The sequence below is a fragment of the Bacteroidia bacterium genome, from assembly GCA_020852255.1.
In the GTDB taxonomy this organism is placed as follows: Bacteria; Bacteroidota; Bacteroidia; order JADZBD01; family JADZBD01; genus JADZBD01.
On sequence record JADZBD010000004.1, the window covers coordinates 1 to 22,942 of the forward strand.

Below are 22,942 nucleotides of genomic sequence, written 5' to 3' on the forward strand. Positions count from 1 at the left end.
ATTGCCCAGAATAAACCCACCGCTGCAAGATGGGGCTGTATTTGCTTTTGAATAAAGAGAGGAAAACAGCATCACCAAGCTACTAATTAGGTAGAGCGCTGATTTTCTGATAATTACACAGGGGGGGGGTGAATTTTACATTTCCCATGACCTGAAGATTTAAGCAATGATACAAAATGAGAATGAAAATCAAAAGCGAATCTACTTTGAACCTTAACCTATCTTTGACTGGTATGAGGCACCTGCTTCTCTGTTACATTTTTCTGAGTTCTGCCCTATCCTTTTCCCAGAATCACTCCCTTATTGACTCTCTTCAGCAAATTCTCAAAACCGCAGGACAAGACACCGTGCGTGTGAACGCCTGGAACACTATCGGGTATGAATACCGGAGAATGAGCTGGGATTCTACCTTTCAATATGCCTCCAAAGCGCTGAAGCTTGCACGGAAGATCAAAGACCGAAAGGGAGAAGCGCTGGCGCTGAACAATATCGGAATCTCCTTTCACTTCCGGGCTCTCTATGATTCTGCCTTAAGCTATTATGGACGTGCCCTGAAGATCCGAACCGAAATTAAGGAGATGAAAGGCATTGCCTCCTGTCATACAAACATGGGAATCATTCAGTATCTCAAAGGCAATTATGATACTGCCATGGGAAGGCACCGTAAAGCGTTCCAGATTCAAAAACAACTGAAAGATACTAACGGGTTGGCCAATACTTCCAATAACATGGCCAGTGTGTACCGCTACCAGGGGAATTATGAAAAAGCACTTGAGCTCTTTATTCAGGCTTTGCATTTCTACGAGCGTTCAGGTGATCAGGCCGGAAGATTATATGCCCTGAATAATATCGGAATTATCTATGCCTCACTGGATCAACATGAAAAAGCAATTGCTACTTACAAAGAAGGTATTGTTGTGGCAGAAAAAACAAGCGATAATTTTATCCTTGCTGTTCTCTACACCAATCTCGGAATCGAATTACTGGATCTGAAAAGAACCGGGGAAGCTATCGTTTACTTTGAAAAAGGCTATAGGCTGGCCAAAGAAATAAATACACATCAGGGGATGGCTACCTGCGCCACGAATCTGGGGCGGGCGTATCTCGATATGAATCAATTGCCTAGGGCAGCTGCATACGTAAAGGAAGCCCTGACTTATTATAATAAGAGCGGCGAGAAACAAGGACAGGTAAGTGCTATGAACCTGCTTGCACAGGTATATATCGCAGGCAAAGATCGCGGCAGCGCCGAACAACTTCTGAACCAGTCCCTGAAGATCTGTAAGGAGGTAGGATTAATGGATCATCTGGAAACCGTTTATTTTCATTTGTATACCATTGCAAAAGAGCGGAACGATTCTAAAACAGCACTCACCTGGTTCAAGCTTCACTGCCATCTTAAAGACTCTTTGCTCAACAGTAACAATTCCAATTCCATTACAGAGCTGCAGGCAAGATTTGAGACGGAGAAAAAAGAAAAACAGATCCTGCTTTTAGAAAAGGAGCAGACACTGCTTGGTACTCAATTGGAAGAACAAAAAAGTTCACTGATCACAACCAACATCACACTTCTGGCTCTGGGCCTCCTGATTGCGTTGAGTGCCCTTCTGGTAGCAGTAGTAATACGTACACTGAAACGAAGAAAAAAGATCAACGAAGAACTTACGCACTTAAATATTTCCATTCTTTCCAAAAAAGAAGTGATTGAACAACACAACGAGGAAATTCAGCGTAATTTGGTTCTCGCCGGTGAGATCCAGGCCGGCATCCTCCCCCGCACGGACGTATTACAAAAACACCTGAAGGAGTATTTTCTGCTCTTTCAGCCCAAAGAAGCTGTAAGCGGCGATTTCTACTGGGTGAAAGAGGTTACCGATGGTATTCTTGCGGCTGTGGTAGACTGCACCGGTCATGGAGTTCCGGGAGCATATATGTCGGTTATGGCCTATGAGTTTCTGGAGGATATTTGCAGAAAAAATAATAACCTATCCCCGGCCGGTATCCTGAATGCTTTAAACAAGAGGTTGTTTGAACAGCAAAAGGAAAGCAGTTTTTCGGAAAACCCCGGGCTGGACATAGGTATTGTTCTTATTCGTCCGGGAAGAAAAGAAATTATCTACAGCGGCAGCCGGCAGCCCCTTTGGCACCTAAAACAAGGAAGTACAGAACTGAAAGAGGTGAAGGCAGACAAGAAGTTTATGGGACTACATCCCGACACGAATTTCAGCGAAATACTAATTAAAACCGAATCGGGCGATGTATTGTATCTGTTCTCTGACGGATACGCAGATCAGATTGGTGAACAGAGTAAAAAAAAGATGCTGGCACAGGTGTTCAGAGAGAAGATAATCCAGGGCGCGGGAGAGTTGGCGGATATGAAATGGCAGGAAAAATTACTTGCTGAGTTCTTTGAACAATGGAAAGGAAACAGGGAGCAGGTAGATGATGTAACTATTTTAGGAATTCGTCTGTGAAAAAACTATTTCTTTTTCTTCTGTGCGTTTCAATCTCATCTCTGTGGGCAGGGGAAAGTATTGTCGATTCATTACTGAGAGTCATTCCTCAAACTGCGAATACACAAAAAGTAGATTTGATTGCTGATCTCGTATACGAATACGAAAATCTTGGAAACTACAGTGAGGCGGTGCGAATGGGAGACTGGGGTCTCCGGCTGGCCGATTCACTCGGGTATGCACCCGGAAAAGGAATGCTGTATAACCATCTCGGAGCTGTATATAAAGCCAGAGGGGACTTTCAAAAAGCGCTGAAATATTTTCAAAATGCCGAACGCATACTTACTGAAATCAGGAGTGAGAGAGGCCTCGCCTCTTTACGTCTGAACCTCGGTAATCTGTATAATTCCCTGGGGAAAAAAGATAAAGCAGAAGCGTATTACCTAAAATCACTGGAATTTGGAAAAAAGGCAAATGATCCCCGGATAATGGCAGTGTGCTATTCCAATATTGGTGCCCTGAAGCACATGGCAAATAAGCTCAATGAAGCTGAATATTTTTATAACCTTTCGTTAAAATTAAAAGAATCAATAGGCGATTCGGCCGGAGCGGCAACATTGTACAACAATTTAGGAATTGTTTATTTCGATAAGGGGGATTTTAAAAAAGCGGAATCGTACTACCAAAAATACTATAATCTGGCCGTTCAATTCGGGATGAAGATTGATGCCGTAACTGGCAAACTCAATCTCGGCGAGATTTATACATATCTCGGAAAATTCGATGAAGGAATTCGTATTCTGGAAGAAGGACTGCAGGATGCCGTTAACTTACATGCCCGGGAGCTTGAACAAGCGGCCTATGAAACGTTACAGATTGTCTGGGAACAAAAGGAAAATGCCGGCAAAGCACTGTTCTATGCTGAACAATTACGTAATCTGAAAGATTCCCTGCTCAACGAAGAAAACGCTCAGACCATGGCCGAACTGGAAACCCTGTTCGAGACGGAGAAAAAAGAGCAGGAGATTAACCTGCTGACCAAAGAAAACACCATCCGTGATCTGGAATCTAAAAAAGCAGATGCCGAACTGACCCGAAAGAACACCTTGAAGTATGGTTCTATCGCCGGTGTTGTGCTGCTTTTCTCTTTGCTTTTCTTCTTCCTGAAAAGTTCAGCGGATCAAAAAAAGAGCAATCAGCTGATGGAAGAGAAAAATAAAGAGCTGGAATTCCAGAACACAATCCTGGAACAGAAAAACGCGCTGATACACGACAGCATAGAGTATGCAGGGATCATTCAACGAACGCTTTTCCCATCTGATGAAGTGCTTCTGAAAGAATTTGGCGGCATTCGCCTGGAAAGAAAACCCGATCAGCCGATCGCGAACTATGCCTGCGCCATTGAACGTACAAACACCTCGCCGGTTCTCTTCTTTGTGCAAAGTCATTTACACGGCGTGTCGGGATCTCTGCACGCCTTGAGGGTGTATCACGAACTGCGCAACTATTGCTTTACAAATCTGACATTCGATCCGAAAAAAGTGATGGATTATATTCGAAAGCACGGTTCCGCTCAATGGAAAGCCGTGGCGGCGTATAAGCAATCTGGATCGCCTGAATTGAGATTAAAGGGCCACCAAGACTTAGAGGATAAATTGCGGACATTGTAATATATTGATTTTCAATATACTTGCCTACCTGTTGACTAATCCGTACCTTTGTACTCTTCCCCTATGAGCGACGAGATCAAACACGAGTGCGGGATTGCGGTGATACGGTTGCTCAAACCCCTGCACTATTACCAGGAAAAATACGGAACCCCGTTCTATGGTTTAAAAAAGCTGTACCTGCTTATGCAGAAACAGCATAATCGCGGGCAAGACGGAGCCGGAATGGCTACCATAAAACTGGACGTAGCTCCCGGCCGGCAATACATACACCGTCTGCGCGCTACCGGTTCCGGTGCCATCCAGGATATTTTTTCAAAGATCAATGGCAAACTGGATGAAATCAAAAAAGCCAAACCGGAAAAATTCAAGAATACAGATTGGATTAAAAAACATGCTCCCTTTGCCGGAGAAGTGATGCTCGGGCATCTACGTTACGGCACATATGGCAAAAACAGCATGGATACCTGTCATCCTTTTCTGAGGCAGAATAACTGGCAGACCAGAAACCTGGTAGTGGCCGGAAATTTTAACCTCACCAACGTGGATGAACTTTTTGAAAAGCTGGTTGAGCTCGGTCAGCATCCGCGTGAAAAAGCCGATACGATCACCGTTATGGAAAAGATCGGACATTTTTTAGATGAGGAAAATGAACTTCTCTTTCAGAAATTCAAAAAAGCCGGTCATACCAATGCCGAAATCTCCGGACTGATTGCTTCTAATCTGGATGTTGCCGAAGTGCTGCGCAATGCTTCCCGTAAATTCGACGGAGGATATGCCATGGCAGGACTGATGGGGCATGGTGATGCGTTTGTACTCCGTGATCCGAACGGCATTCGCCCCGTGTACTGGCACCAGGACGACGAGGTAGCCGTGATCGCCTCCGAACGCGCCGCCATACAAACCTGTTTCAACCTGCCATTTGAAGACATCAAAGAAATAGAACCCGGACATGCCATCATCATCCGGGCCAATGGAAATGTTACGCAGGAACTGATCAACGATCCCGGTGAAAAACGCTCCTGCTCTTTCGAAAGGATCTATTTCTCTCGTGGGAACGATAAGAACATTTACCAGGAGCGGAAAGCACTGGGAAGATACCTGACCCCGGCGGTGGTGAAAGCCATTGACAACGATATTGACAACACTGTATTCTCCTTCATTCCCAATACCGCCGAAACCGCCTTCATTGGTTTAGTGGATGGGATCAATATGCATCTCGATACCATCAAACGGCATGAGTTCATACAGCTTGGCGGGAAGGTAGCGGATGAAAAGATGATGGCACTCTTGAACCGTCGGCCACGCGTAGAGAAAATAGCTGTAAAAGATATTAAGCTGCGCACCTTCATTACCGATGATTCACACCGTGAAGATCTGGTGGCGCACGTATATGATACCACCTACGGCGTGGTGCGTGCAACGGATAACCTGGTGGTGATCGATGATTCTATAGTGCGCGGAACCACACTTAAGAACAGTATTTTAAGAATTCTGGACCGCCTGGGGCCAAAGCGCATCATTATAGTTTCTTCAGCTCCCCAGATCCGTTATCCCGATTGTTACGGCATTGACATGGCCAAGATGGGCGACTTCGTAGCTTTCCAGGCTGTTATAGAACTTATCCGGGAAAGAAACATGGATGAACTACTGGATGAGGTTTATGAAAAAGCGAAAGCGCAAATGGCAAAGCCCCGGGAGAAATCCCAAAATGTGGTGAAAGCCATTTACGAACCGTTCACTCCCGAAGAAATTTCTGCCAAAGTTGCTCAGCTGCTTACTCCAAAAGAGATGAAAGCGGATGTAAGTGTAATTTATCAATCCATTGAAGGCTTACATCATTCTTGTCATAAGCATACCGGTGACTGGTATTTCACCGGCAACTACCCTACTCCCGGCGGCCATCGCGTGGCGAACCGGGCCTTCATCAATTATATGGAAGGGAAGAATGTGAGGGCGTATTAATCACTTCCCTCTGAAATCTATTCTGTAATAAAAGATCGGCATAAAGCCCAACTGGTATTCTTTAATAATGGGATTCTGAGGATCCCCGGAATACGTTAAGCCCAATTCATTTTCTACACCGAATGCATTCACAAGATCTACGCCAATTTCATGCGTTAGCTTTGACCGGTTGATTTTCAGGCCAAGTTTAAAATCAAAACGGAAATAATCATTAAAGCGCTGAGAATTTCTCAATGAATCATATTCCACAATTTCCCCCCAGAAAATGGAAGCTGCAGTATCCGCAGGGGTAAAGCGCTTGCCTCCGGAATAGGTAGATTTTATGGCAGTAGTTAAGGTGGTGTTCTTACTCTTCCCAAATTTAAATTCCTTCCCAATCAGAAAATTAGTACCCCAACTTCCATCAAAATCTGAGTTGCGCTCCTTTCCATCACTCCCTTTATATAACGCCTGGTAAACAGACGCATTCACCATCATGTACCACTTATCTGCAAATCCTTTTTCATAGGTTATTTCAAATCCAATATTATCCGCTGTGCCTTCATTTACGAGATAACCGGGGAAAAAACGGGAAAATGTACTGCCCTGGTTTACCAAAGAGAAAGAGGAAGGGAAAGTATCTATAGGCACATCAAAAAGATGTTGATAGTAGCATTCTGCCTTCAGGGTAGCGGATTTACCAATAAAACGCTGATATCCTAAAACCGCATGATGACTGTTGGTGAATTGCAGTTCTTTGTTATGCAAATAGTATTTCCCCGCTGAATCAGTGATCTGTGAAAGCGTAATATATGCGGGAATAACCTGGCTATGCAGCCCATATCCCAACGTGAGCGTATTCACCTTTGCAAACGAATATTTCATTCCCGCACGGGGCTCAAGAGCAAAATCTCCATTAAGTGAATAGTACGTCCCATGCAATCCTGCCGTGAAGGAGAGATGATCTGTGCGCTTATATTTCCACTGAAAATAGGGCTGTGCCATGATCCCCGTCTCCTTTGCATCATTTCTGCGTATCCAATAGCCTGCCTGTTCAATAAACAGGGAATCATACATATCATGCACCCAATGATCTGCAATCACCCCTGCTTTAATACTGTGGCTGGCGTTGAACTTCTTGTTGTAGGAAACATTCAGAGATATTTTATCTGATAAGTATTTGTAATCCAGTTTGTCAACCATGGTATCCATTACACCTGTGAGCGAATCGCGCGTGAATATTGTATGAATGGCGCCGGAATACGATTTGTAGTACGACAGAACTCCCTTGAAGTATGTTTTTTCGTTCAGCGATTTGGAATAGGACATACCTATCAACCCCATGCCTGTAGTAAAATACTGATCACGGTTATTATCACCGTATGTCTCTACCTCATCTCTGTTTTTATCACTCAGGATAATATCAATGTCGCTGTATCCCCCTACTCCAAAAAGGGAAAAATTATTGTTTTTCTTTCCGGGGAAATTCAATTTAAACGAAAGGTCCTGGTACTTCGGGGTAGCATTGGTGCCAAGATTGATATTCAGGGCGTCAAAAAAAACAAATGTAGAGTACCGATATGCCAGGAGATAAGTGGATCCGGATTTCTTCGAAATGGGTCCCTCTAAGAATAATTCAGTGCCCAGCAGTCCGAACTGAGCGGAGATCTCGTGCTTTTCATTATTCCCATTACGCATTTTGATATCAAATACCCCGGCATTCGCATTGCCGTATTCAGCCGGAAAAGCACCCATATAAAAGTCGGAAGCTCCGAAAACTTTATTATTCAAAATGGAGATAGCACCTCCTGCAGTTCCGGCCACGGCAAAGTGATTGGGATTGGGAACGTCCACCCCCTCGATACGCCAAAGTAAACCCATAGGAGAATTTCCGCGAATGGTAATATCATTACGGGAATCATCAGATCCGCCGACACCGGCAAAATTAGAAGCCATCCGCCCGGGATCACCCCGGCTGCCCGCATAGCGGTTGGTTTGCTCAATGTCAAATACTTTCACGCTCACAAATCCCATTTCATTGTTGGCGTCTTCCTTTTGTGTCCCTGTGATCTCAACTTCGCCGAGGTTGGTCACGCTTTCCTCCATTTCAATATTCAGAATGGTTTCCTTCCCTGCATCTACAATAACATTCTGGATCAACCGATCCTGGTAACCGATAAAAGAAATGCGTATCACATAGCGACCCAGCGGAACCTTTTCCAGCCGGAAGTTGCCGTTTATATCCGTATTTGCAGAAATCTTCAATGTTGAATCCCCCACAATTTTCACTGCTGCTCCCGGAATACCCATTTGCGACTCCTTATCTACCACTGTTCCCCGAATCGTTTGCGTGATCTGAGAATAAAAAGTCTGCTGGAAGGCAAGAAGGCAGGAAAGGAATAGAACTATTTTCATGGAGTGGTTTTTTCAAATATACATCAGCTATTAAAATAAAAAAGGGCCCGAAAGCCCTATTCTTACTCTGTGAGGTCAAATCCCTCCAAAAACTTGGTGGTATAATTGCCTTTTAAGAAATTTTCGTCCTTCATCAGGCGTAAATGGAAGGGGATGGTGGTTTTAACTCCTTCCACCACAAATTCCGACAGTGCTCTGTACATTTTACTGATGGCTTCATCCCGAGTCTGCGCCATGGTAATGAGCTTCGCGATCATACTGTCGTAATTGGGCGGGATGGTATAGCCTGCGTAAATATGGGAATCTACACGAACACCGTGTCCGCCTGGTACATGCAGGGTAGTGATTTTACCGGGGCAGGGGCGAAAATTATTGAAAGGATCCTCTGCGTTGATGCGGCATTCGATCGCATGCAACTGAGGATAGTAATTTTTTCCCGAAATGGGGACCCCGGCTGCGATCATGATCTGTTCACGGATGAGGTCATAGTCAATCACTTCTTCTGTGATGGGATGTTCCACCTGGATGCGGGTATTCATCTCCATAAAATAGAAATTCCGGTGCTTATCCACGAGAAATTCGACGGTGCCTACTCCTTCATAATTCACGGCCTGACCGGCTCTGATCGCAGATTCTCCCATTTTGTCTCGCAATTCAGGGATCATGAATGGAGATGGTGTTTCTTCCACCAATTTCTGGTGACGGCGCTGAATGGAACAATCTCTTTCCGAGAGATGGCAGACCTTTCCGTATTGATCTCCGGCGATCTGTATCTCTATGTGCCGCGGTTCTTCGATATACTTTTCCATATACATGGCACCGTTGCCAAAAGCGGCTTCGGCTTCCTTGCTGGCGGATTCAAAGTGAGCGGAAAATTCCTCTTCCTTCCAGATAATCCGCATTCCTCTTCCACCGCCACCGGCGGTGGCTTTAATGATCACAGGATATCCGATATCTGCGGCAAGGCGTTTCCCTTCTTCTGCATCTGTCAGCAATCCTTCAGAGCCGGGCACGCAAGGAACGCCGGCTTTTATCATTGTTGCCTTGGCATTCGACTTATCCCCCATTCCATCTATCTGTTCGGGAGTTGCACCGATGAATTTGATCTTATGTTCTGCACAGATCCTGGAGAACTTTGAGTTTTCACTCAGGAATCCGTAACCCGGGTGAATAGCATCTGCATTGGTAATTTCTGCTGCCGAAATAATGCTTGGAATATCGAGGTAAGATTCCTTGCTGGGAGGAGGTCCTATACAAACTGCTTCGTCTGCAAACTTCACATGGAGAGATTCCTTATCCGCCGTGGAATAAACCGCAACCGTTTTGATTCCCATCTCACGGCAGGAACGGATGATACGCATAGCGATCTCACCCCTGTTTGCTATTAAAATCTTTTTAAACATCGTTTCGTCTTCTAAACTCAGTTACGCCACATCCGTCCGCTCCATTCACAGCCTGTTAATTCGGCTCAACCAGGAATAGTGGCTGATCGTATTCCACTGGAGTAGCATCATCTACCAGCACCTTCACGATTCTTCCGGAGATCTCCGCTTCAATTTCGTTGAAAAGTTTCATGGCTTCAATAATACATACCACTTTCCCGGGTTTGATCTCATCCCCTACATTCACAAAGGCAGGTTTATCAGGGCCTGCCTGGCGGTAGAAAGTGCCGATCATGGGAGATTTAATAGTGATCAGCTTGCTGTCGGCTTTCGGAACCGTTTCTTTCTTTGATTCTGCCTGTTTGTTATCCGCAACCGGCGTTGCTGTTGCAGGAGCCACCTGTTGCACGGGTGCAGCAGTCATAACCGGTGCTGCCTGCATAAAAACAGGAGCGTCCTGACCCTTATTTTTTCCATTACCGGTTTTAATGATGATCTTGAAATCTTTGTTCTGCAGCTCCACTTCGCTTACGCCTGACTTGGCTACAAACTTGATCAGATCCTGGATCTCGCTTAGTTTCATTGGATATTGGTCTTTGGTGTGTGACATATTCAGTAGGCCCATTTTAAATAAATGGCACCCCATGTGAAACCTCCTCCGAACGCAGAGAAAATGAGTTTATCTCCTTTCTTCAGCTGTTTCTCATAATCCCATAAAAGCAGTGGAATGGTTCCTGCTGTGGTATTTCCGTATTTCTCAATATTCATCATTACTTTTTCCGGTCCGATTCCCATCCTTTCGGCGGTGGCATCAATGATCCGCTTATTAGCCTGGTGCGCCACCAACCAGGCGATGTCGTTCCCGGTGAGTTTATTTCGCTCCAGAATTTCTGCCGAGATATCGGCCATTCCCTTCACAGCATACTTAAACACAGCCTGCCCCTCCTGATAAATGTAATGAAGCTTTTTGTCGACAGTTTCATGGGAAGGAGGCAAAACAGAGCCCCCCGCTTTCTGATGGAGATGCACGCGCCCCGATCCATCCACTTTCATCACCGAATCCATAATTCCGTATTCTCCGGTAGTTGGCTCCAGCAACACCGCACCGGCGCCGTCTCCGAAAATGATGCAGGTAGCACGGTCGGTATAATCAACAATCGCTGACATTTTATCGGCACCTACCACGAGCACTTTCTTATACCTTCCGGTTTCAATAAATTGTGTGCCGGTAGTAAGCGCGAAGAGAAAACCCGAACAAGCAGCAGCCAGATCGAATCCCCATGCGTTTTTCATCCCGAGTTTATCGCAGATCACGTTAGAGGTAGAAGGAAATACATAGTCCGGTGTTACAGTTGCTACAATAACCAGATCAATCTCCATCGGGTCAAGGTTCTTTTTCCGGAGCAGGTCGCTGATTGCGCCTACTGCCAGATCCGATGCACCTTTTCCCTCACCCTTAAGAATTCGCCTCTCCTTTATGCCAGTTCTTGTTTGAATCCACTCATCATTGGTAGCAACCATTTTCTCCAGTTCCTTGTTGGTCAGCACATAGTCGGGGACATATCCTCCAACGGCAGTGATTGCGGCTCTAATTCTGGTCATATTACTGAAAAGCTTTACTGATGAGTCCTGTTAAACCCGCTTCCGCCACTTCATAGGTTAGTTTCACCATATTCTTAATGGTTTTGGCGTTGGATATGCCATGACCGATAATCACTGTGGAATTAATTCCCAGAATGGGTGTACCACCGTAATTCTCGTAATTGAATCTTTTGAAATAATCGTTGAGAAGCTTATGCTTTGCCATCAGCGTAAAAATGGCTTCTGCTTCCTTGAGTACGATGTTTCCTGTAAATCCTTCACAAACGATCACATCTGCTTTGTCATTGAACAGATCCCTTCCCTCCACATTGCCGATAAAGCAGAAATCCTTTGATTCCTTCATCAAATGGTGGGCCGCCTGCGTTACCAGGTTACCTTTTTCAGCTTCCTCACCAATGTTGAGAAGAGCCACCTTTGGATTTTTGATCTTATAGACGTGTTCCGCGTAAATAGATCCCAGGATACCGAACTGATAGAGTACATCGGGTTTGCAATCGGCATTAATTCCCACATCGAGTATAAGGCCAAATCCGCCGTTTTCTTTGGGAAGCACAGAGGTGATGCTTGGGCGAATTACTCCGGGGATCGTTTTCACGGAAAACATGGAACCCACCAGCATTGCACCGGTGTTGCCTGCAGAAGCAAAACCATCCAGTTTCTTTTCTTTCAGCAGACGGAAGCCAACAGCGATAGACGAGTTTGGTTTTTGTGAAAAGGCTTTAGTCGGATGCTCCCCCATCCCGATCTGGTCAGGAGCGTGTACAATTTCTAACGCAGAAACATCGGCATTCTCCTTTGCCAGGCGCGAGCGGATATCTGCCTCATCACCGATCAGCACCAGCTTTACCGACGGAGGCAGTTCCTTCAGAGCCAATGCTGCACCCCCGATTGTAGCATCAGGTGCGAAGTCGCCTCCGAAAATGTCAAGACCGATTCTCATACCGGGGGATAAGGAGAGCCTTTAAGCTTTCTCCATTACCACTTTCCCTTTATAGTAGAGTTTTCCCTCGTGCCAGTAGGCGCGATGGTAAAGGTGTGTTTCTCCGGTTGCAGGACACACCGCCAGTGTAGGCGCAGTAGCGGTATAGTGCGTTCTGCGCTTGCGGCTACGACTCTTGGATAATCTTCGTTTTGGATTTGGCATGACTTTGTTTTTACGCTACGCGTTATTTAATTTTTATTGACTTCAGTTTATCCCAGCGCTCATCTCTCCCTTCGTCATCTCTTGCGCCGAACTCTTCCAGTTTACTGATCATTTCCCTGTCGCAAAGCGACTCGTCATTCAACACTTCACACGCTACCTTGCGCACCGGCAATGAGAGTTGCACATACTCATTCAGGTAGGGTGCCAGGTCGATCTCCGATTCGGAAGCCGGAAGGGCAATAATCTCCCCATCCTCTTCACGTGTTTCGTCTCCGCCCAGTTTAACAACCAGCTGATGTTCTCCATTCACCGGGAGTGTGCAGGGAATGCCGCAACGGTCGCACTGTGTCCGGAAAGTTCCGCTGATGGTAAAATTGAGCACCAGCATCGTACTTTGCCTTATCAGTTCCAGATCCGCAACAAGTTCCCCTTCCCTTATTTCTGGTGTATGGAAGGCTTCAAAGAACGAATTTCCTAACTCAAACTCAAAGCGGTGGGTTCCAGGCTTTAATCCCGCAAATGGGAGAACATATTTCTTTCCTAATCCCACGCCGCTTCATTTTAAAGGGTCGCAAAAATAGCCTAATCTTTTCAGACCCCAAAAGGGGGCATTCAAAAACCTGGCACGTGAAATTCGGTAAAAAAACGGCAGAAATGGCCATTTTTAACGAAAAAATGGTGCATTTTCGACGAAAATCGCTAAAAATCAGAGATAAATCTTGAAAAGAAGGATAAGTCCCACTCCCAGTGCCATAAGAAAAATATAGAAACCGAGGTATCCGCTTTGCACATAACGGATGATCCCGGAACTCCAACGGACCAGAGAGCCCATGCCGTTTACGATGCCGTCGAAAAACTGGGGATCGGCAACGAGGGAAAGAAATCTTGAAATCTTGTCTAAGGGTCTGGTAATTATAGCGTTATAAATTTCATCTACATAATACTTATTAAACACCACTCTGCTCATAACACCCATTTCCTTTTCGGAGGCAGGAGGAATGATTTCCTTTTTCCGGAATGCCTGGAAAGCAAGATAAATAGCCAGGCCGGCGCAAGAAAGCGTAATTGCAAGAATCGTCCATTCTGTAGTATGGCTTAGGGAAAGTGGAATCATCCTGGAAACCGAATCGCTGAATACGGGTTGCAGGAAATCACCGAGCAGGTGAGGCGCTCCAAAAAGATGGGGAATGCCTACCAGTCCGCCAAGCACAGAAAGAACAGCCAGAATTATAAGCGGGATGGTCATTGATGGCGGCGATTCGTGAATAGGATGTTTGGGGTCTTCATGTCCTCGGAACTTTCCAAAGAAAGTCAGGTAGAACAGGCGGAACATATAGAAGGCGGTGAGCATACTGCCAATCACTCCGAGCAGCCAGTAAATAGGGCTGTGATTAAAAGCATGTGCGAGGATCTCGTCTTTCGAGAAAAATCCGGAGAAAGGAGGAATTCCGGAGATCGCGATGGTTCCAATGGCAAAGACCATGAAGGTAGTGCGGATCCTTCCTTTGAGTCCTCCCATTTTACGAATGTCCTGTTCATGATGCAGGGCATGAATCACACTGCCGGCGGCAAGGAAGAGAAGCGCTTTAAAAAAGGCATGTGTCATCACATGAAATACTGCGCCGGTATAGGCGCCCACGCCGAGTCCGAGGAACATATATCCCAACTGCGACACGGTGGAGTAAGCCAAAACCTTTTTGATATCATTCTGGAATACACCTATAGTTGCGGCAAACAGCGCGGTGATGAGTCCAACCACTGCTACGAATTCCATTCCGGTTGGAGCCAGTGTATACAAGATATTGGAACGAGCTACCATATAGATACCTGCGGTAACCATGGTGGCGGCGTGAATGAGCGCGGAAACCGGTGTAGGGCCGGCCATGGCGTCGGGGAGCCAGGTATAGAGGGGAATCTGCGCACTTTTTCCCATAGCGCCGATGAACAAAAACACGGTAATGGCGATCAGGGTGGGATCATCTGTTCGCATTCCTTTAAGTCCGGCAAAAACTTCAGAATATGTTATCGAATTGAAGTTCACCCAAATCATAAGTATACCGATAATGAATCCCAGGTCACCGATACGATTCATTACAAATGCTTTTCGGGCGGCGTTGTTATATTCCCGGTTTTTGAACCAGAAGCCGATCAGGAGATAAGAACAAAGACCTACTCCCTCCCACCCCACAAACATCAGCAGGTAATTGTCTCCCATCACCAGGAGAAGCATGAAGAAAATGAACAGGTTGAGGTAAGCGAAGAAGCGGTTATGTCCCTCATCCTCCTTCATATACCCGGTTGAATAAACATGGATCAGGAATCCGATTCCGGTGATCACAAGGAGAAAGAGAGAAGAAAGCGGATCAATGAGGAATGAAAAATTACTGACAAAGTTGCCCGCCTCTATCCACGAAAAGAGGTGAACCGTGTGCGCATGTTCTCCGGCGTCCAGCAGTTCAAAAAACACACCCAGTGAAACGGCAAAGGAAGCCAGCACCGCCAGGCAGGCTACCGCACCTGAAATTCCCTTACTCATCTTTCCTCCGAAAAATGCGTTTACTGCCCATCCGAGGAGGGGAAACACAGGAATAAGCCAGGCGAGTGCGATCATGCGGTGAAAGAGTAGTTACAGAACTGATTTACCATTTAAGTTTATTGAGAAAGCTGATATCAGTGGTGCCGATACTGCGGTAGACCATCATCAGTATCGCTAGTCCTACGGCTACTTCCGCCGCGGCCACCACCAGAACAAAAAATACGAAGACTTGCCCGGCCGCATCACCCAGGTAATTGGAGAAGGCCACCATAAGAAGATTCACGGCGTTCAGCATCAGCTCCACGCACATAAAGACAATAATGGCATTGCGGCGGATGAGTACGCCCAACACGCCTATACAAAAAAGTACCACACTCAGGGTGATGTACCAGTTGACCGGCAGTGCGATCTTTGCAATTACAGGTTCCATACGTTCTATTTCACTTCCCGTTTTCCCAACAAAACAGCTCCTACCATTCCGGCGAGGAAAAGTACAGAGGATATCTCGAAGGGAAGAAGAAATTGCTTGAATAACACATCGCCCAGGTTCTCGACCAATCCAATTTGCTGCCCGCCCTGTATTGTCATTTCCGCATTGGCTCCCACGGCTCCGGATAAAACCAGTACCAGAAGTCCGGCCGGCAGTGCGAATAACAACTTGGTCATGAATTCCCGCCTGGGTTCACTTTCTTTATTCAGATTCAGCATCATAATCACATAGAGGAACAAGACCATAATAGCTCCCGCATACACCATAATATGCACAGCAAAGAGGAATTGTGCATTGAGGAGAAGATAATGTCCCCCTATGCAGAAAAAGGTCATGATCAGGTAAAGCACGCTGTGCACCGGATTACGTGAAAGCACCACCATAAGCGCGCAGGCGATGGCCAGAAACGAGAGTCCGTAAAAAGCGTATTCCGTAAGCAGGTCGGCGTTCATCAGCGGTTATGTGCGTATCGGTTATTTTTTTTGAATTCAAGAACATTGGCCGTTTGTCGTTTTGTTACATCCGTCCGTTTGTCGGCAGAAACACCTTCCACCAGGATATTTTTCCCGAACACCAGGACTCCTCTCTTATAGAGGGCGGGAGGCATACGGTCCGTCAGAAAGATGGCTTCTTTGGGACAGGCTTCCTCACAATCGCCGCAGAAGATACACCGGAGCATATTTATCTCATAAACGGCGGCGTACTTTTCTTCCCTGTAAAGGTTTTCTTCACCGGGCTTACGTTCCGCCGCGGTCATGGTAATGGCTTCAGCCGGACAGGCTACGGCGCAGAGGCCGCATGCGGTACAACGCTCTCTTCCCATTTCATCCCGTTTTAGCACATGCTGTCCGCGGTAAGTAGCTGCGAATGGACGCTTTACTTCCGGGTAACTCACGGTAGCTTTCCGCCTGAAAAAGTGGCTCAGTGTAATTAGCATACCGCTGAAAATAGCCGGGAGGTAGATGCGCTCCAAAAGCGTCATTTCCTTTTTCACCACTATTATCGATCGGTTGGTCAGGTTTGCCATCACAATTGCCTTAATAGTATTATTGCCCCCGTAATAAGAATATTCAGAACAGCGAGCGGAAGCAGCACCTTCCATCCGAGGTTCATCAGCTGATCGTAACGGAACCGGGGAAGTGTCCAACGCACCCAGAGGAAAAGGAAAATAAAGAAACAGACCTTCATCATCATCACTCCGAAACTCACCACGCTGATCCACAAAGGATCGGTCACATAATTGTAGATAACCGGGAAGTTGTATCCGCCGAAGTAGAGCGTACTGATCACCGCAGCGGAAATAAACATATTAATATATTCCGCGAACAGGTAGAAGCCCAGTTTCATGGAGGAGTATTCTGTATGATATCCTCCGACCAACTCCGATTCGCATTCAGGAAGATCAAAGGGGGCGCGGTTAGTTTCCGCAAAGGCGCAAATAATAAAGATCAGGCAACCAAGGGGCTGATAGAGAACGTTCCAGTGCCATCCCAGCTGTTGCTCTGCGATTTGCCCTACACTGAGCGTGCCGGTGATCATGATCAGCGCGATGAGCGAAAGCCCCATGGCTAATTCGTAGGAAATCATCTGTGAAGAAGCGCGCAACGCACCGAGCAGTGAATATTTGTTATTGGAAGCCCATCCGCCGATCATAATTCCGTATACGCCCACAGATACCACGCCCAGTAAATAGAGTATTCCAATATTTACGTCTGTTGTCTGGATAGGATAATGAGTTCCGTCCGTGGCAACATAATCCTTTCCCCATGGTATAACCGCTCCGGTCATCAGGCATGTAAACATGGCGATTCCCGGACCGAGAATGAATAAAAACAAATTCGCCCGGTTGGGAATAAACTCTTCCTTCATAAACATTTTCACTCCGTCGGCCATGGGCTGCAGAATACCAAAAGGGCCTGCGCGATTCGGACCAAGACGATCCTGGAGGAAGGCGGCTACTTTTCGCTCCGCATACGTAGTATACATTGCAATCACCAGAGAGAGCGTGAAAACTCCCAGCACCAGCAACACCTTGTATATTAAAAAACTCAGTTCCATTCCTATTTGTTATTGGGATCCAGAGCGCCCTCACCCAATTGAATCCTTTTCCCTTCCAGGTTTTTGCGCGGTTTATCTGTCTTTTTGTGGCCCTCTTTCAACTCGTAATGATTTGCGGAGATCACGGAGTGGCGGTCTATGTGGCTGGGACCTTCAATGACCCAATCCGAGGTAAGCTTGTGTTCGAAGCGGCAGGAATTGCAGATCCAGCCCGGTTTGCCGTCAAAGGTCTGCACTTCGCCCCACTGATCTTTACGCGCGGTAACGCGCAAAACTTCCTCTCCTTTGTACCATAGGCGAACTTTACCGCAGCACTTATCACAACTTCTGTGCGCATCCACCGGTTTTGTAAACCAAACCCTGTTCTTGAAGCGGAATGTCATGTCGGTAAGTGCGCCCACCGGACACACATCAATCATATTTCCGCACATTTCGTGTTCCACTGCATTTTTAATGTAAGTTGAGATCTCCGCTACGTCCCCGCGGTACATTACACCGTGAACCCTTCCCGGGCACAGCTGATCGGCCACTTTAACACAGCGGTAGCAAAGGATGCAGCGGTTAACGTGCAGCTTGATATATTTTCCGATATCCGTCATTGGAAATGTCCGGCGCTTGAACTCATAGCGTGTACGGGCCTTTCCGTGTTCATACCCCAGGTCCTGCAAGTGACATTCGCCGGCCTGATCGCAAATCGGGCAATCCAGTGGGTGATTGATCAGCAGAAATTCCACCACACCGGCTCTTGCCTCCTGAAGGTCGGGTGCGGTCATGTTCTGCACTTCCATTCCGTCCATCACCGTTGTACGGCAGGAAGCCACCGGCTTGGGCATTGGGCGCGGGTCTTTTTCAGATCCCTTCGTCACTTTCACCAGGCAGGTACGGCAGTAGCCTCCGGAAGTTTTCAGATGAGAGTAATAACACATGGCCGGCGGTACTACATTTCCTCCGATCATGCGTGCCGCATTCAGGATGGTGGTACCATCCGGAACCTCTATGGTTTTGCCGTCTATTGTAACTTTTGCCATCAGGCTTCCTGTAACTTATGAATGCGGTAATAATGTTTCACGTCCTTTATTCCTTTAGGGTTCTTCACGTATTCTTCAAATTCTGCTCTGAAATGGCGGATAGCGGAGGCTACGGGCCACGCGGCGGCATCGCCCAGCGGACAAATGGTTTTGCCTTCGATCTTACTTTGAATGTCCCACAGCAGATCAATATCCTCCAGAGTACCGTGCCCGTCAAGGATCTTATGCAGGATTTTCTCCATCCATCCTGTTCCCTCGCGGCAGGGTGAACACTGTCCGCAGGATTCATGATGATAAAAGCGGGAAAAATTCCACAAATTCTTTACGATGCTGGTATCCTCGTCCATTACAATAAATCCTCCGGAACCCAGCATGGTGCCGGTGGCGAAACCTCCGTCGGCCATAGATTCATACGTCATCAGGCGCGGTTCTCCCTTTGCTGTTTTCAGGATCAGATCCGCGGGCAGTATGGGAACAGAAGATCCTCCGGCAACCACCGCCTTCAGTTTCTTTCCGTTTCTGATTCCACCGCAATATTTTTCTGAGTAGATGAATTCTTCCACGGGCACACCCATTTCAATTTCATACACTCCCGGTTTGTTGATATGACCACTGGCAGAGATGAGCTTCGTGCCTGTGGATTTTCCAACTCCGATCTTCGCATATTCATCACCGCCCTGCATTACGATAGGAACCACTGCTGCAATAGTTTCCACATTATTCACCACGGTAGGGCATCCGTATAATCCTGCCACTGCAGGGAAGGGTGGTTTGATACGCGGATTGCCTCTTTTACCTTCGAGTGATTCAAGCAATGCCGTTTCTTCCCCGCAGATATATGCGCCGGCTCCTACCTGAACATACAAATCGAGCGAATAATCAGTTCCCAGAATATTCCTGCCCAGCCAGCCGGCGGCGTACGCTTCTTCGATCGCCTTTTCAAGAATACGCGAAACATAAAAATATTCCCCGCGGATATAAATGAAAGAGGTATTTGCACCCAGCGCGTAGCTGGCAGTAATCATTCCTTCCACCAGCAGGTGAGGGATTCGTTCCATGAGGTACCGATCCTTGAAAGTACCCGGTTCTGATTCGTCTGCGTTGCAGACAAGATAGCGCGCCACTCCCGGAGGTTTGGCCAGGAAACTCCATTTCATTCCTGTTGGGAAGCCCGCTCCTCCTCTTCCGCGAAGCCCGGATTTCTTCACCTCTTCAGTGACGGCGTCGGGCGCCATCGTTTTCAGGGCTTTTTCCACAGAAGCATATCCCCCCTGTTGCCGGTATACTTCGTAACTCTGTATACCCGGCACATCGTTGTGTGTAAGAAGCAGTTTGCGGCTCATTGGTTCCGGGGTTCAGGAGTATCAGTATACGATTTTCTTTTTCCGTCCTTTTTAAAACGATCCATCAGCTGATCCACTTTGTCCAGGGTAAGATTTTCATAATAATCTGCTCCTACCTGCATCATCGGCGCGGTTCCGCAGGAACCCAGGCATTCTACGGTTTTAAGGGTGAACATCCCGTCCTTGCTGGTTTCACCTGGTTTGATGCCATATTTCTTGCCGAAATGAGCCACTACATCCTCAGCACCCAACATCCAGCACGAAGAAGTACGACACACCTCTATTACACACTTCCCGACCGGTTTCAGGTTAAACATAGAATAAAAGGAGGCCACTTCGTACACCTCCACCGGCTGGATGCGTAACAATGAAGCCACATAGTCCATCACTTCCGGGCTCAGCCAACCGTCGAATTCCGCCTGCGCGATATGCAGTACAGGAATCAGCGCTGATTTCTGCTTCCCTTCCGGATACCTCCGGATGATCTTCTGTACGAGCTCGAGTGTCTCGGAATTGAAAGCTATATTTCTGTTACTCATTTTCCAGTATTCGTATCCTGCTCTATATTCATCTGTATCCTTCCCTGAAGACAGGGGTCAGGCATCCAGCTCGCCTGCGATTACATTCATTGAACTCATGGTAAGGATGGCATCGCTCAGCATACCTCCTTTAATCATCTCCGGATATGCCTGGTAGTAAATGAAGCAGGGTCTCCGGATATGCATACGGTACGGGGTTCTTCCCCCGTCGCTTACCAGATAAAAACCTAACTCACCGTTACCGGCTTCAACAGAGTGATAGACTTCCCCTTTCGGCACCTCGTTCTCTCCCATCACAATCTTAAAGTGATAGATGAGCGCCTCCATGCTGTTATAAACTTCTTCTTTCGGAGGAAGGTAAAATTCGGGCAGAACCGCGTGAAAATCTCCATCAGGCATATTTTTGATCGCCTGTTCTATGATGCTGTAGGATTCCCACATTTCCTGCTGGCGTACCATAAACCGGTCGTACACATCGCCGTTGGTTCCTACCGGTATTTTAAAATTAAAATCGCTGTAGGAGGAATACGGATTCATAACACGTACATCGTAATCCACACCTGCGGCACGAAGGTTAGGGCCTGTAAATCCATAGTTCAGCGCACGTTCGCCGGAGATCGGTCCCGCACCGATAGTCCGGTCCATAAAAATACGGTTCCGTTCCACCAGGTTGCTGAACTCCTTCATTTTAGCAGGGAAATCCTTCATGAAGCGATGGATTTTTTCCCAGGCCTTGGGAGAGAAATCCCGCTCCATTCCGCCGATACGGCCAATGTTTGTAGTAAGCCGTGCTCCGCAGATCTCTTCAAAGATCTCATAGATCTGTTCTCTGCTCTGGAAGAAATAAAGAAACCCTGTCATGGCACCGGTATCAACTGCGATCACGGTATTACAAATGATGTGATCTGCAATGCGGGACAGTTCCATAATAATAACACGCAGGTATTCTGCACGTTTAGGAATTTCCGCTCCGATCAGTTTCTCCACCGTCATGTGCCATCCCATATTATTTATTGGAGAGGAGCAATAATTCAAACGATCCGTAAGTACCGTAATCTGGTAATAGGGTTTCCGTTCTGCGATTTTTTCAAATGCGCGGTGTATATATCCTACGGTTGGTTCCGCATCGAGAATAATCTCGCCGTCCATTTTCAGCACATTCTGGAAAATCCCGTGCGTAGCCGGATGTGTGGGGCCAAGATTAAGAATGGTGTATTCTCTTTCCTCTCCCGTACGAGGATCAATGAATGTATTCCTGTTTGTATAAACCTCCTCGCTCATCGTCCGAACATTGCATCATTTTTATCTGACCGACCGCCGTCCTCTACTCGGTATTCCTTACGCATTGGATAATAATTCATTTCATCCATGTTCAGAATCCGCTTCAGGTTGGGATGTCCGGTAAAGCGTATGCCGAAAAAGTCGTATTCCTGTCGCTCCTGCCAGTTGGCAGAGGCAAAAATACCGGTGAGGGAAGGTACGGTAGGATCCGAAACCGGAAAAAATGTTTTGATCCTGATCCGGTGGTTTTTCGGAAGGTTATGAAACTGGTACATTACACCTAATTCCTTTCCTTTCTGTTCAGGAAAATGCAAACCGCAAAGGGTAGTGAGAAACCGGAAGCCCATATCGGGGTCATCGTATAGGAAACGGGCGATCTCCTCTATTTTATCCCGCTTCACTTCAAAGACCGGAAAGTCATAATCCATTGATGAGGCCAGAATGGCATCGCCAAACGTTGCTTTCAGTCTATCGCCTACCGATACAAGAAGTTCGCTCATTATTCCAATCCGTATTTTGACATCAATTGCCTGTAGGCCTCTGAATTTCTTCTGCGGAGGGATTCCTTTCCCACCAGATCCTGAATACGCAGCAGTCCTTCGATCACCTGTTCCGGACGCGGAGGACAACCGGGGATATAGACATCTACCGGGATGATCCGGTCAATTCCCTGCAACACACTATACGAGTCAAAAACGCCTCCGCTGCAAGCGCAGGCACCCATGGATAAAACCCATTTGGGTTCTGCCATTTGTTCATAAACCTGTCGCAGGATAGGAGCCATTTTTTTTGCAATCGTTCCCATCACCATCAGAAGATCCGCCTGGCGCGGTGAAAAACTCAATCGCTCCGAACCGAATCTTCCAAGATCATAGGTAGAAGCCATGGTTGCCATAAATTCAATTCCGCAACAGGAAGTAGCAAACGGCAGAGGCCAGATCGAATTTTTGCGGGCCAGGCCCACCGCACGGTCAAGAGAGGTAGCAAAGAATCCGGTTCCTTCAACACCTTCCGGTGCCGTTACAACATTATAATCCGCTGGTTTAGAAAGCATCGTCAT

Annotated in this window: 21 protein-coding genes; 3 read left to right on the top strand and 18 right to left on the bottom strand. The window is 46.8% G+C overall.

All coding sequences use genetic code 11. The annotated features are described in order from the left end of the window. The first annotated feature begins 233 nt into the window (after positions 1-233). From IT233_03555 to IT233_03565, 3 genes are all read left to right on the top strand, one after another. Positions 234-2,474 carry a tetratricopeptide repeat protein gene (locus IT233_03555; GenBank protein ID MCC7301698.1) on the top strand — a complete coding sequence of 747 codons (2,241 nt, stop codon included), beginning with the start codon at positions 234-236 and terminating at the stop codon, positions 2,472-2,474. Beyond that, on the top strand, positions 2,471-4,123 hold the full coding sequence (locus IT233_03560) for a tetratricopeptide repeat protein (protein ID MCC7301699.1): 1,653 nt from the start codon (positions 2,471-2,473) through the stop codon (positions 4,121-4,123). The genes IT233_03555 and IT233_03560 overlap by 4 nt, the downstream gene beginning before the upstream one ends. A gap of 63 nt (positions 4,124-4,186) precedes the next feature. After that, entirely contained in the window at positions 4,187-6,085 is a 1,899-nt protein-coding gene (locus tag IT233_03565; GenBank protein MCC7301700.1) for an amidophosphoribosyltransferase, read from the top strand. Here IT233_03565 and IT233_03570 read toward each other — a convergent pair whose 3' ends face one another. The 18 genes from IT233_03570 to IT233_03655 all read right to left on the bottom strand — a co-directional run bounded on the left by IT233_03570 (position 6,086) and on the right by IT233_03655 (position 22,936). Then, entirely contained in the window at positions 6,086-8,479 is a 2,394-nt protein-coding gene (locus IT233_03570; GenBank protein ID MCC7301701.1) for a TonB-dependent receptor, read from the bottom strand. Positions 8,480-8,541: 62 nt separating this feature from the next. Continuing rightward, positions 8,542-9,882: an acetyl-CoA carboxylase biotin carboxylase subunit gene (accC, locus tag IT233_03575; protein MCC7301702.1), complete on the bottom strand. Its 1,341-nt coding sequence runs from the start codon at positions 9,880-9,882 to the stop codon at positions 8,542-8,544. A gap of 55 nt (positions 9,883-9,937) precedes the next feature. Beyond that, entirely contained in the window at positions 9,938-10,444 is a 507-nt protein-coding gene (gene accB, locus IT233_03580) for an acetyl-CoA carboxylase biotin carboxyl carrier protein (protein MCC7301703.1), read from the bottom strand. A gap of 29 nt (positions 10,445-10,473) precedes the next feature. Then, positions 10,474-11,463: a ketoacyl-ACP synthase III gene (locus IT233_03585; protein MCC7301704.1), complete on the bottom strand. Its 990-nt coding sequence runs from the start codon at positions 11,461-11,463 to the stop codon at positions 10,474-10,476. 1 nt (position 11,464) lies between these two features. Continuing rightward, positions 11,465-12,403, bottom strand: coding sequence for a phosphate acyltransferase PlsX (gene plsX / locus IT233_03590; GenBank protein MCC7301705.1), 939 nt, complete (start codon positions 12,401-12,403; stop codon positions 11,465-11,467). 21 nt (positions 12,404-12,424) lie between these two features. Continuing rightward, positions 12,425-12,607, bottom strand: coding sequence for a 50S ribosomal protein L32 (gene rpmF, locus IT233_03595; GenBank protein MCC7301706.1), 183 nt, complete (start codon positions 12,605-12,607; stop codon positions 12,425-12,427). 22 nt (positions 12,608-12,629) lie between these two features. Next, positions 12,630-13,157, bottom strand: coding sequence for a DUF177 domain-containing protein (locus tag IT233_03600; protein MCC7301707.1), 528 nt, complete (start codon positions 13,155-13,157; stop codon positions 12,630-12,632). 156 nt (positions 13,158-13,313) lie between these two features. Continuing rightward, on the bottom strand, positions 13,314-15,218 hold the full coding sequence (nuoL, locus tag IT233_03605) for an NADH-quinone oxidoreductase subunit L (GenBank protein MCC7301708.1): 1,905 nt from the start codon (positions 15,216-15,218) through the stop codon (positions 13,314-13,316). Positions 15,219-15,246: 28 nt separating this feature from the next. Further along, the gene (gene nuoK / locus IT233_03610; protein MCC7301709.1) at positions 15,247-15,573 is read right to left on the bottom strand and encodes an NADH-quinone oxidoreductase subunit NuoK; all 327 of its coding nucleotides are present in this window, start codon (positions 15,571-15,573) and stop codon (positions 15,247-15,249) included. A 5-nt stretch (positions 15,574-15,578) separates the two neighbouring features. After that, positions 15,579-16,085, bottom strand: a complete 507-nt coding sequence (locus IT233_03615; protein MCC7301710.1) for an NADH-quinone oxidoreductase subunit J — start codon at positions 16,083-16,085, stop codon at positions 15,579-15,581. Next, positions 16,085-16,660 carry an NADH-quinone oxidoreductase subunit I gene (locus tag IT233_03620; protein ID MCC7301711.1) on the bottom strand — a complete coding sequence of 192 codons (576 nt, stop codon included), beginning with the start codon at positions 16,658-16,660 and terminating at the stop codon, positions 16,085-16,087. The genes IT233_03615 and IT233_03620 overlap by 1 nt, the downstream gene beginning before the upstream one ends. Beyond that, on the bottom strand, positions 16,660-17,691 hold the full coding sequence (nuoH, locus tag IT233_03625; protein ID MCC7301712.1) for an NADH-quinone oxidoreductase subunit NuoH: 1,032 nt from the start codon (positions 17,689-17,691) through the stop codon (positions 16,660-16,662). The genes IT233_03620 and nuoH overlap by 1 nt, the downstream gene beginning before the upstream one ends. A 2-nt stretch (positions 17,692-17,693) precedes the next feature. Further along, complete coding sequence (locus IT233_03630; GenBank protein MCC7301713.1) at positions 17,694-18,719, bottom strand: (2Fe-2S)-binding protein; 1,026 nt, start codon at positions 18,717-18,719, stop codon at positions 17,694-17,696. After that, on the bottom strand, positions 18,719-20,062 hold the full coding sequence (gene nuoF, locus IT233_03635; protein ID MCC7301714.1) for an NADH-quinone oxidoreductase subunit NuoF: 1,344 nt from the start codon (positions 20,060-20,062) through the stop codon (positions 18,719-18,721). Before nuoF ends, IT233_03630 begins: the two co-directional genes overlap by 1 nt. Further along, positions 20,059-20,601, bottom strand: a complete 543-nt coding sequence (nuoE, locus tag IT233_03640; protein MCC7301715.1) for an NADH-quinone oxidoreductase subunit NuoE — start codon at positions 20,599-20,601, stop codon at positions 20,059-20,061. Before nuoE ends, nuoF begins: the two co-directional genes overlap by 4 nt. A 57-nt stretch (positions 20,602-20,658) precedes the next feature. Beyond that, a complete protein-coding gene (locus IT233_03645) occupies positions 20,659-21,882 on the bottom strand; it encodes an NADH-quinone oxidoreductase subunit D (protein ID MCC7301716.1) in 1,224 nt (407 codons plus the stop codon). Further along, positions 21,879-22,382 (bottom strand): NADH-quinone oxidoreductase subunit C, encoded by a 504-nt coding sequence (locus IT233_03650; GenBank protein ID MCC7301717.1) that lies wholly within the window; start codon positions 22,380-22,382, stop codon positions 21,879-21,881. The genes IT233_03645 and IT233_03650 overlap by 4 nt, the downstream gene beginning before the upstream one ends. Next, complete coding sequence (locus IT233_03655) at positions 22,382-22,936, bottom strand: NADH-quinone oxidoreductase subunit B (GenBank protein ID MCC7301718.1); 555 nt, start codon at positions 22,934-22,936, stop codon at positions 22,382-22,384. The genes IT233_03650 and IT233_03655 overlap by 1 nt, the downstream gene beginning before the upstream one ends. Positions 22,937-22,942: the final 6 nt, after the last annotated feature.

What these genes read in the sequence shown, in the direction of transcription:
- nuoE (MCC7301715.1), bottom strand. Translation starts at nt 20,601, where the DNA reads ATGAGTAACAGAAATATAGCTTTCAATTCCGAGACACTCGAGCTCGTA.
- IT233_03585 (MCC7301704.1), bottom strand. Translation starts at nt 11,463, where the DNA reads ATGACCAGAATTAGAGCCGCAATCACTGCCGTTGGAGGATATGTCCCC.
- accC (MCC7301702.1), bottom strand. Translation starts at nt 9,882, where the DNA reads ATGTTTAAAAAGATTTTAATAGCAAACAGGGGTGAGATCGCTATGCGT.
- IT233_03655 (MCC7301718.1), bottom strand. Translation starts at nt 22,936, where the DNA reads ATGCTTTCTAAACCAGCGGATTATAATGTTGTAACGGCACCGGAAGGT.
- plsX (MCC7301705.1), bottom strand. Translation starts at nt 12,403, where the DNA reads ATGAGAATCGGTCTTGACATTTTCGGAGGCGACTTCGCACCTGATGCT.
- IT233_03630 (MCC7301713.1), bottom strand. Translation starts at nt 18,719, where the DNA reads ATGGCAAAAGTTACAATAGACGGCAAAACCATAGAGGTTCCGGATGGT.
- rpmF (MCC7301706.1), bottom strand. Translation starts at nt 12,607, where the DNA reads ATGCCAAATCCAAAACGAAGATTATCCAAGAGTCGTAGCCGCAAGCGC.
- nuoF (MCC7301714.1), bottom strand. Translation starts at nt 20,062, where the DNA reads ATGAGCCGCAAACTGCTTCTTACACACAACGATGTGCCGGGTATACAG.
- nuoL (MCC7301708.1), bottom strand. Translation starts at nt 15,218, where the DNA reads ATGATCGCACTCGCCTGGCTTATTCCTGTGTTTCCCCTCCTCGGATGG.
- IT233_03620 (MCC7301711.1), bottom strand. Translation starts at nt 16,660, where the DNA reads ATGGCAAACCTGACCAACCGATCGATAATAGTGGTGAAAAAGGAAATG.
- IT233_03565 (MCC7301700.1), top strand. Translation starts at nt 4,187, where the DNA reads ATGAGCGACGAGATCAAACACGAGTGCGGGATTGCGGTGATACGGTTG.
- accB (MCC7301703.1), bottom strand. Translation starts at nt 10,444, where the DNA reads ATGAAACTAAGCGAGATCCAGGATCTGATCAAGTTTGTAGCCAAGTCA.
- IT233_03555 (MCC7301698.1), top strand. Translation starts at nt 234, where the DNA reads ATGAGGCACCTGCTTCTCTGTTACATTTTTCTGAGTTCTGCCCTATCC.
- IT233_03650 (MCC7301717.1), bottom strand. Translation starts at nt 22,382, where the DNA reads ATGAGCGAACTTCTTGTATCGGTAGGCGATAGACTGAAAGCAACGTTT.
- IT233_03645 (MCC7301716.1), bottom strand. Translation starts at nt 21,882, where the DNA reads ATGAGCGAGGAGGTTTATACAAACAGGAATACATTCATTGATCCTCGT.
- nuoH (MCC7301712.1), bottom strand. Translation starts at nt 17,691, where the DNA reads ATGGAACTGAGTTTTTTAATATACAAGGTGTTGCTGGTGCTGGGAGTT.
- IT233_03615 (MCC7301710.1), bottom strand. Translation starts at nt 16,085, where the DNA reads ATGAACGCCGACCTGCTTACGGAATACGCTTTTTACGGACTCTCGTTT.
- IT233_03570 (MCC7301701.1), bottom strand. Translation starts at nt 8,479, where the DNA reads ATGAAAATAGTTCTATTCCTTTCCTGCCTTCTTGCCTTCCAGCAGACT.
- nuoK (MCC7301709.1), bottom strand. Translation starts at nt 15,573, where the DNA reads ATGGAACCTGTAATTGCAAAGATCGCACTGCCGGTCAACTGGTACATC.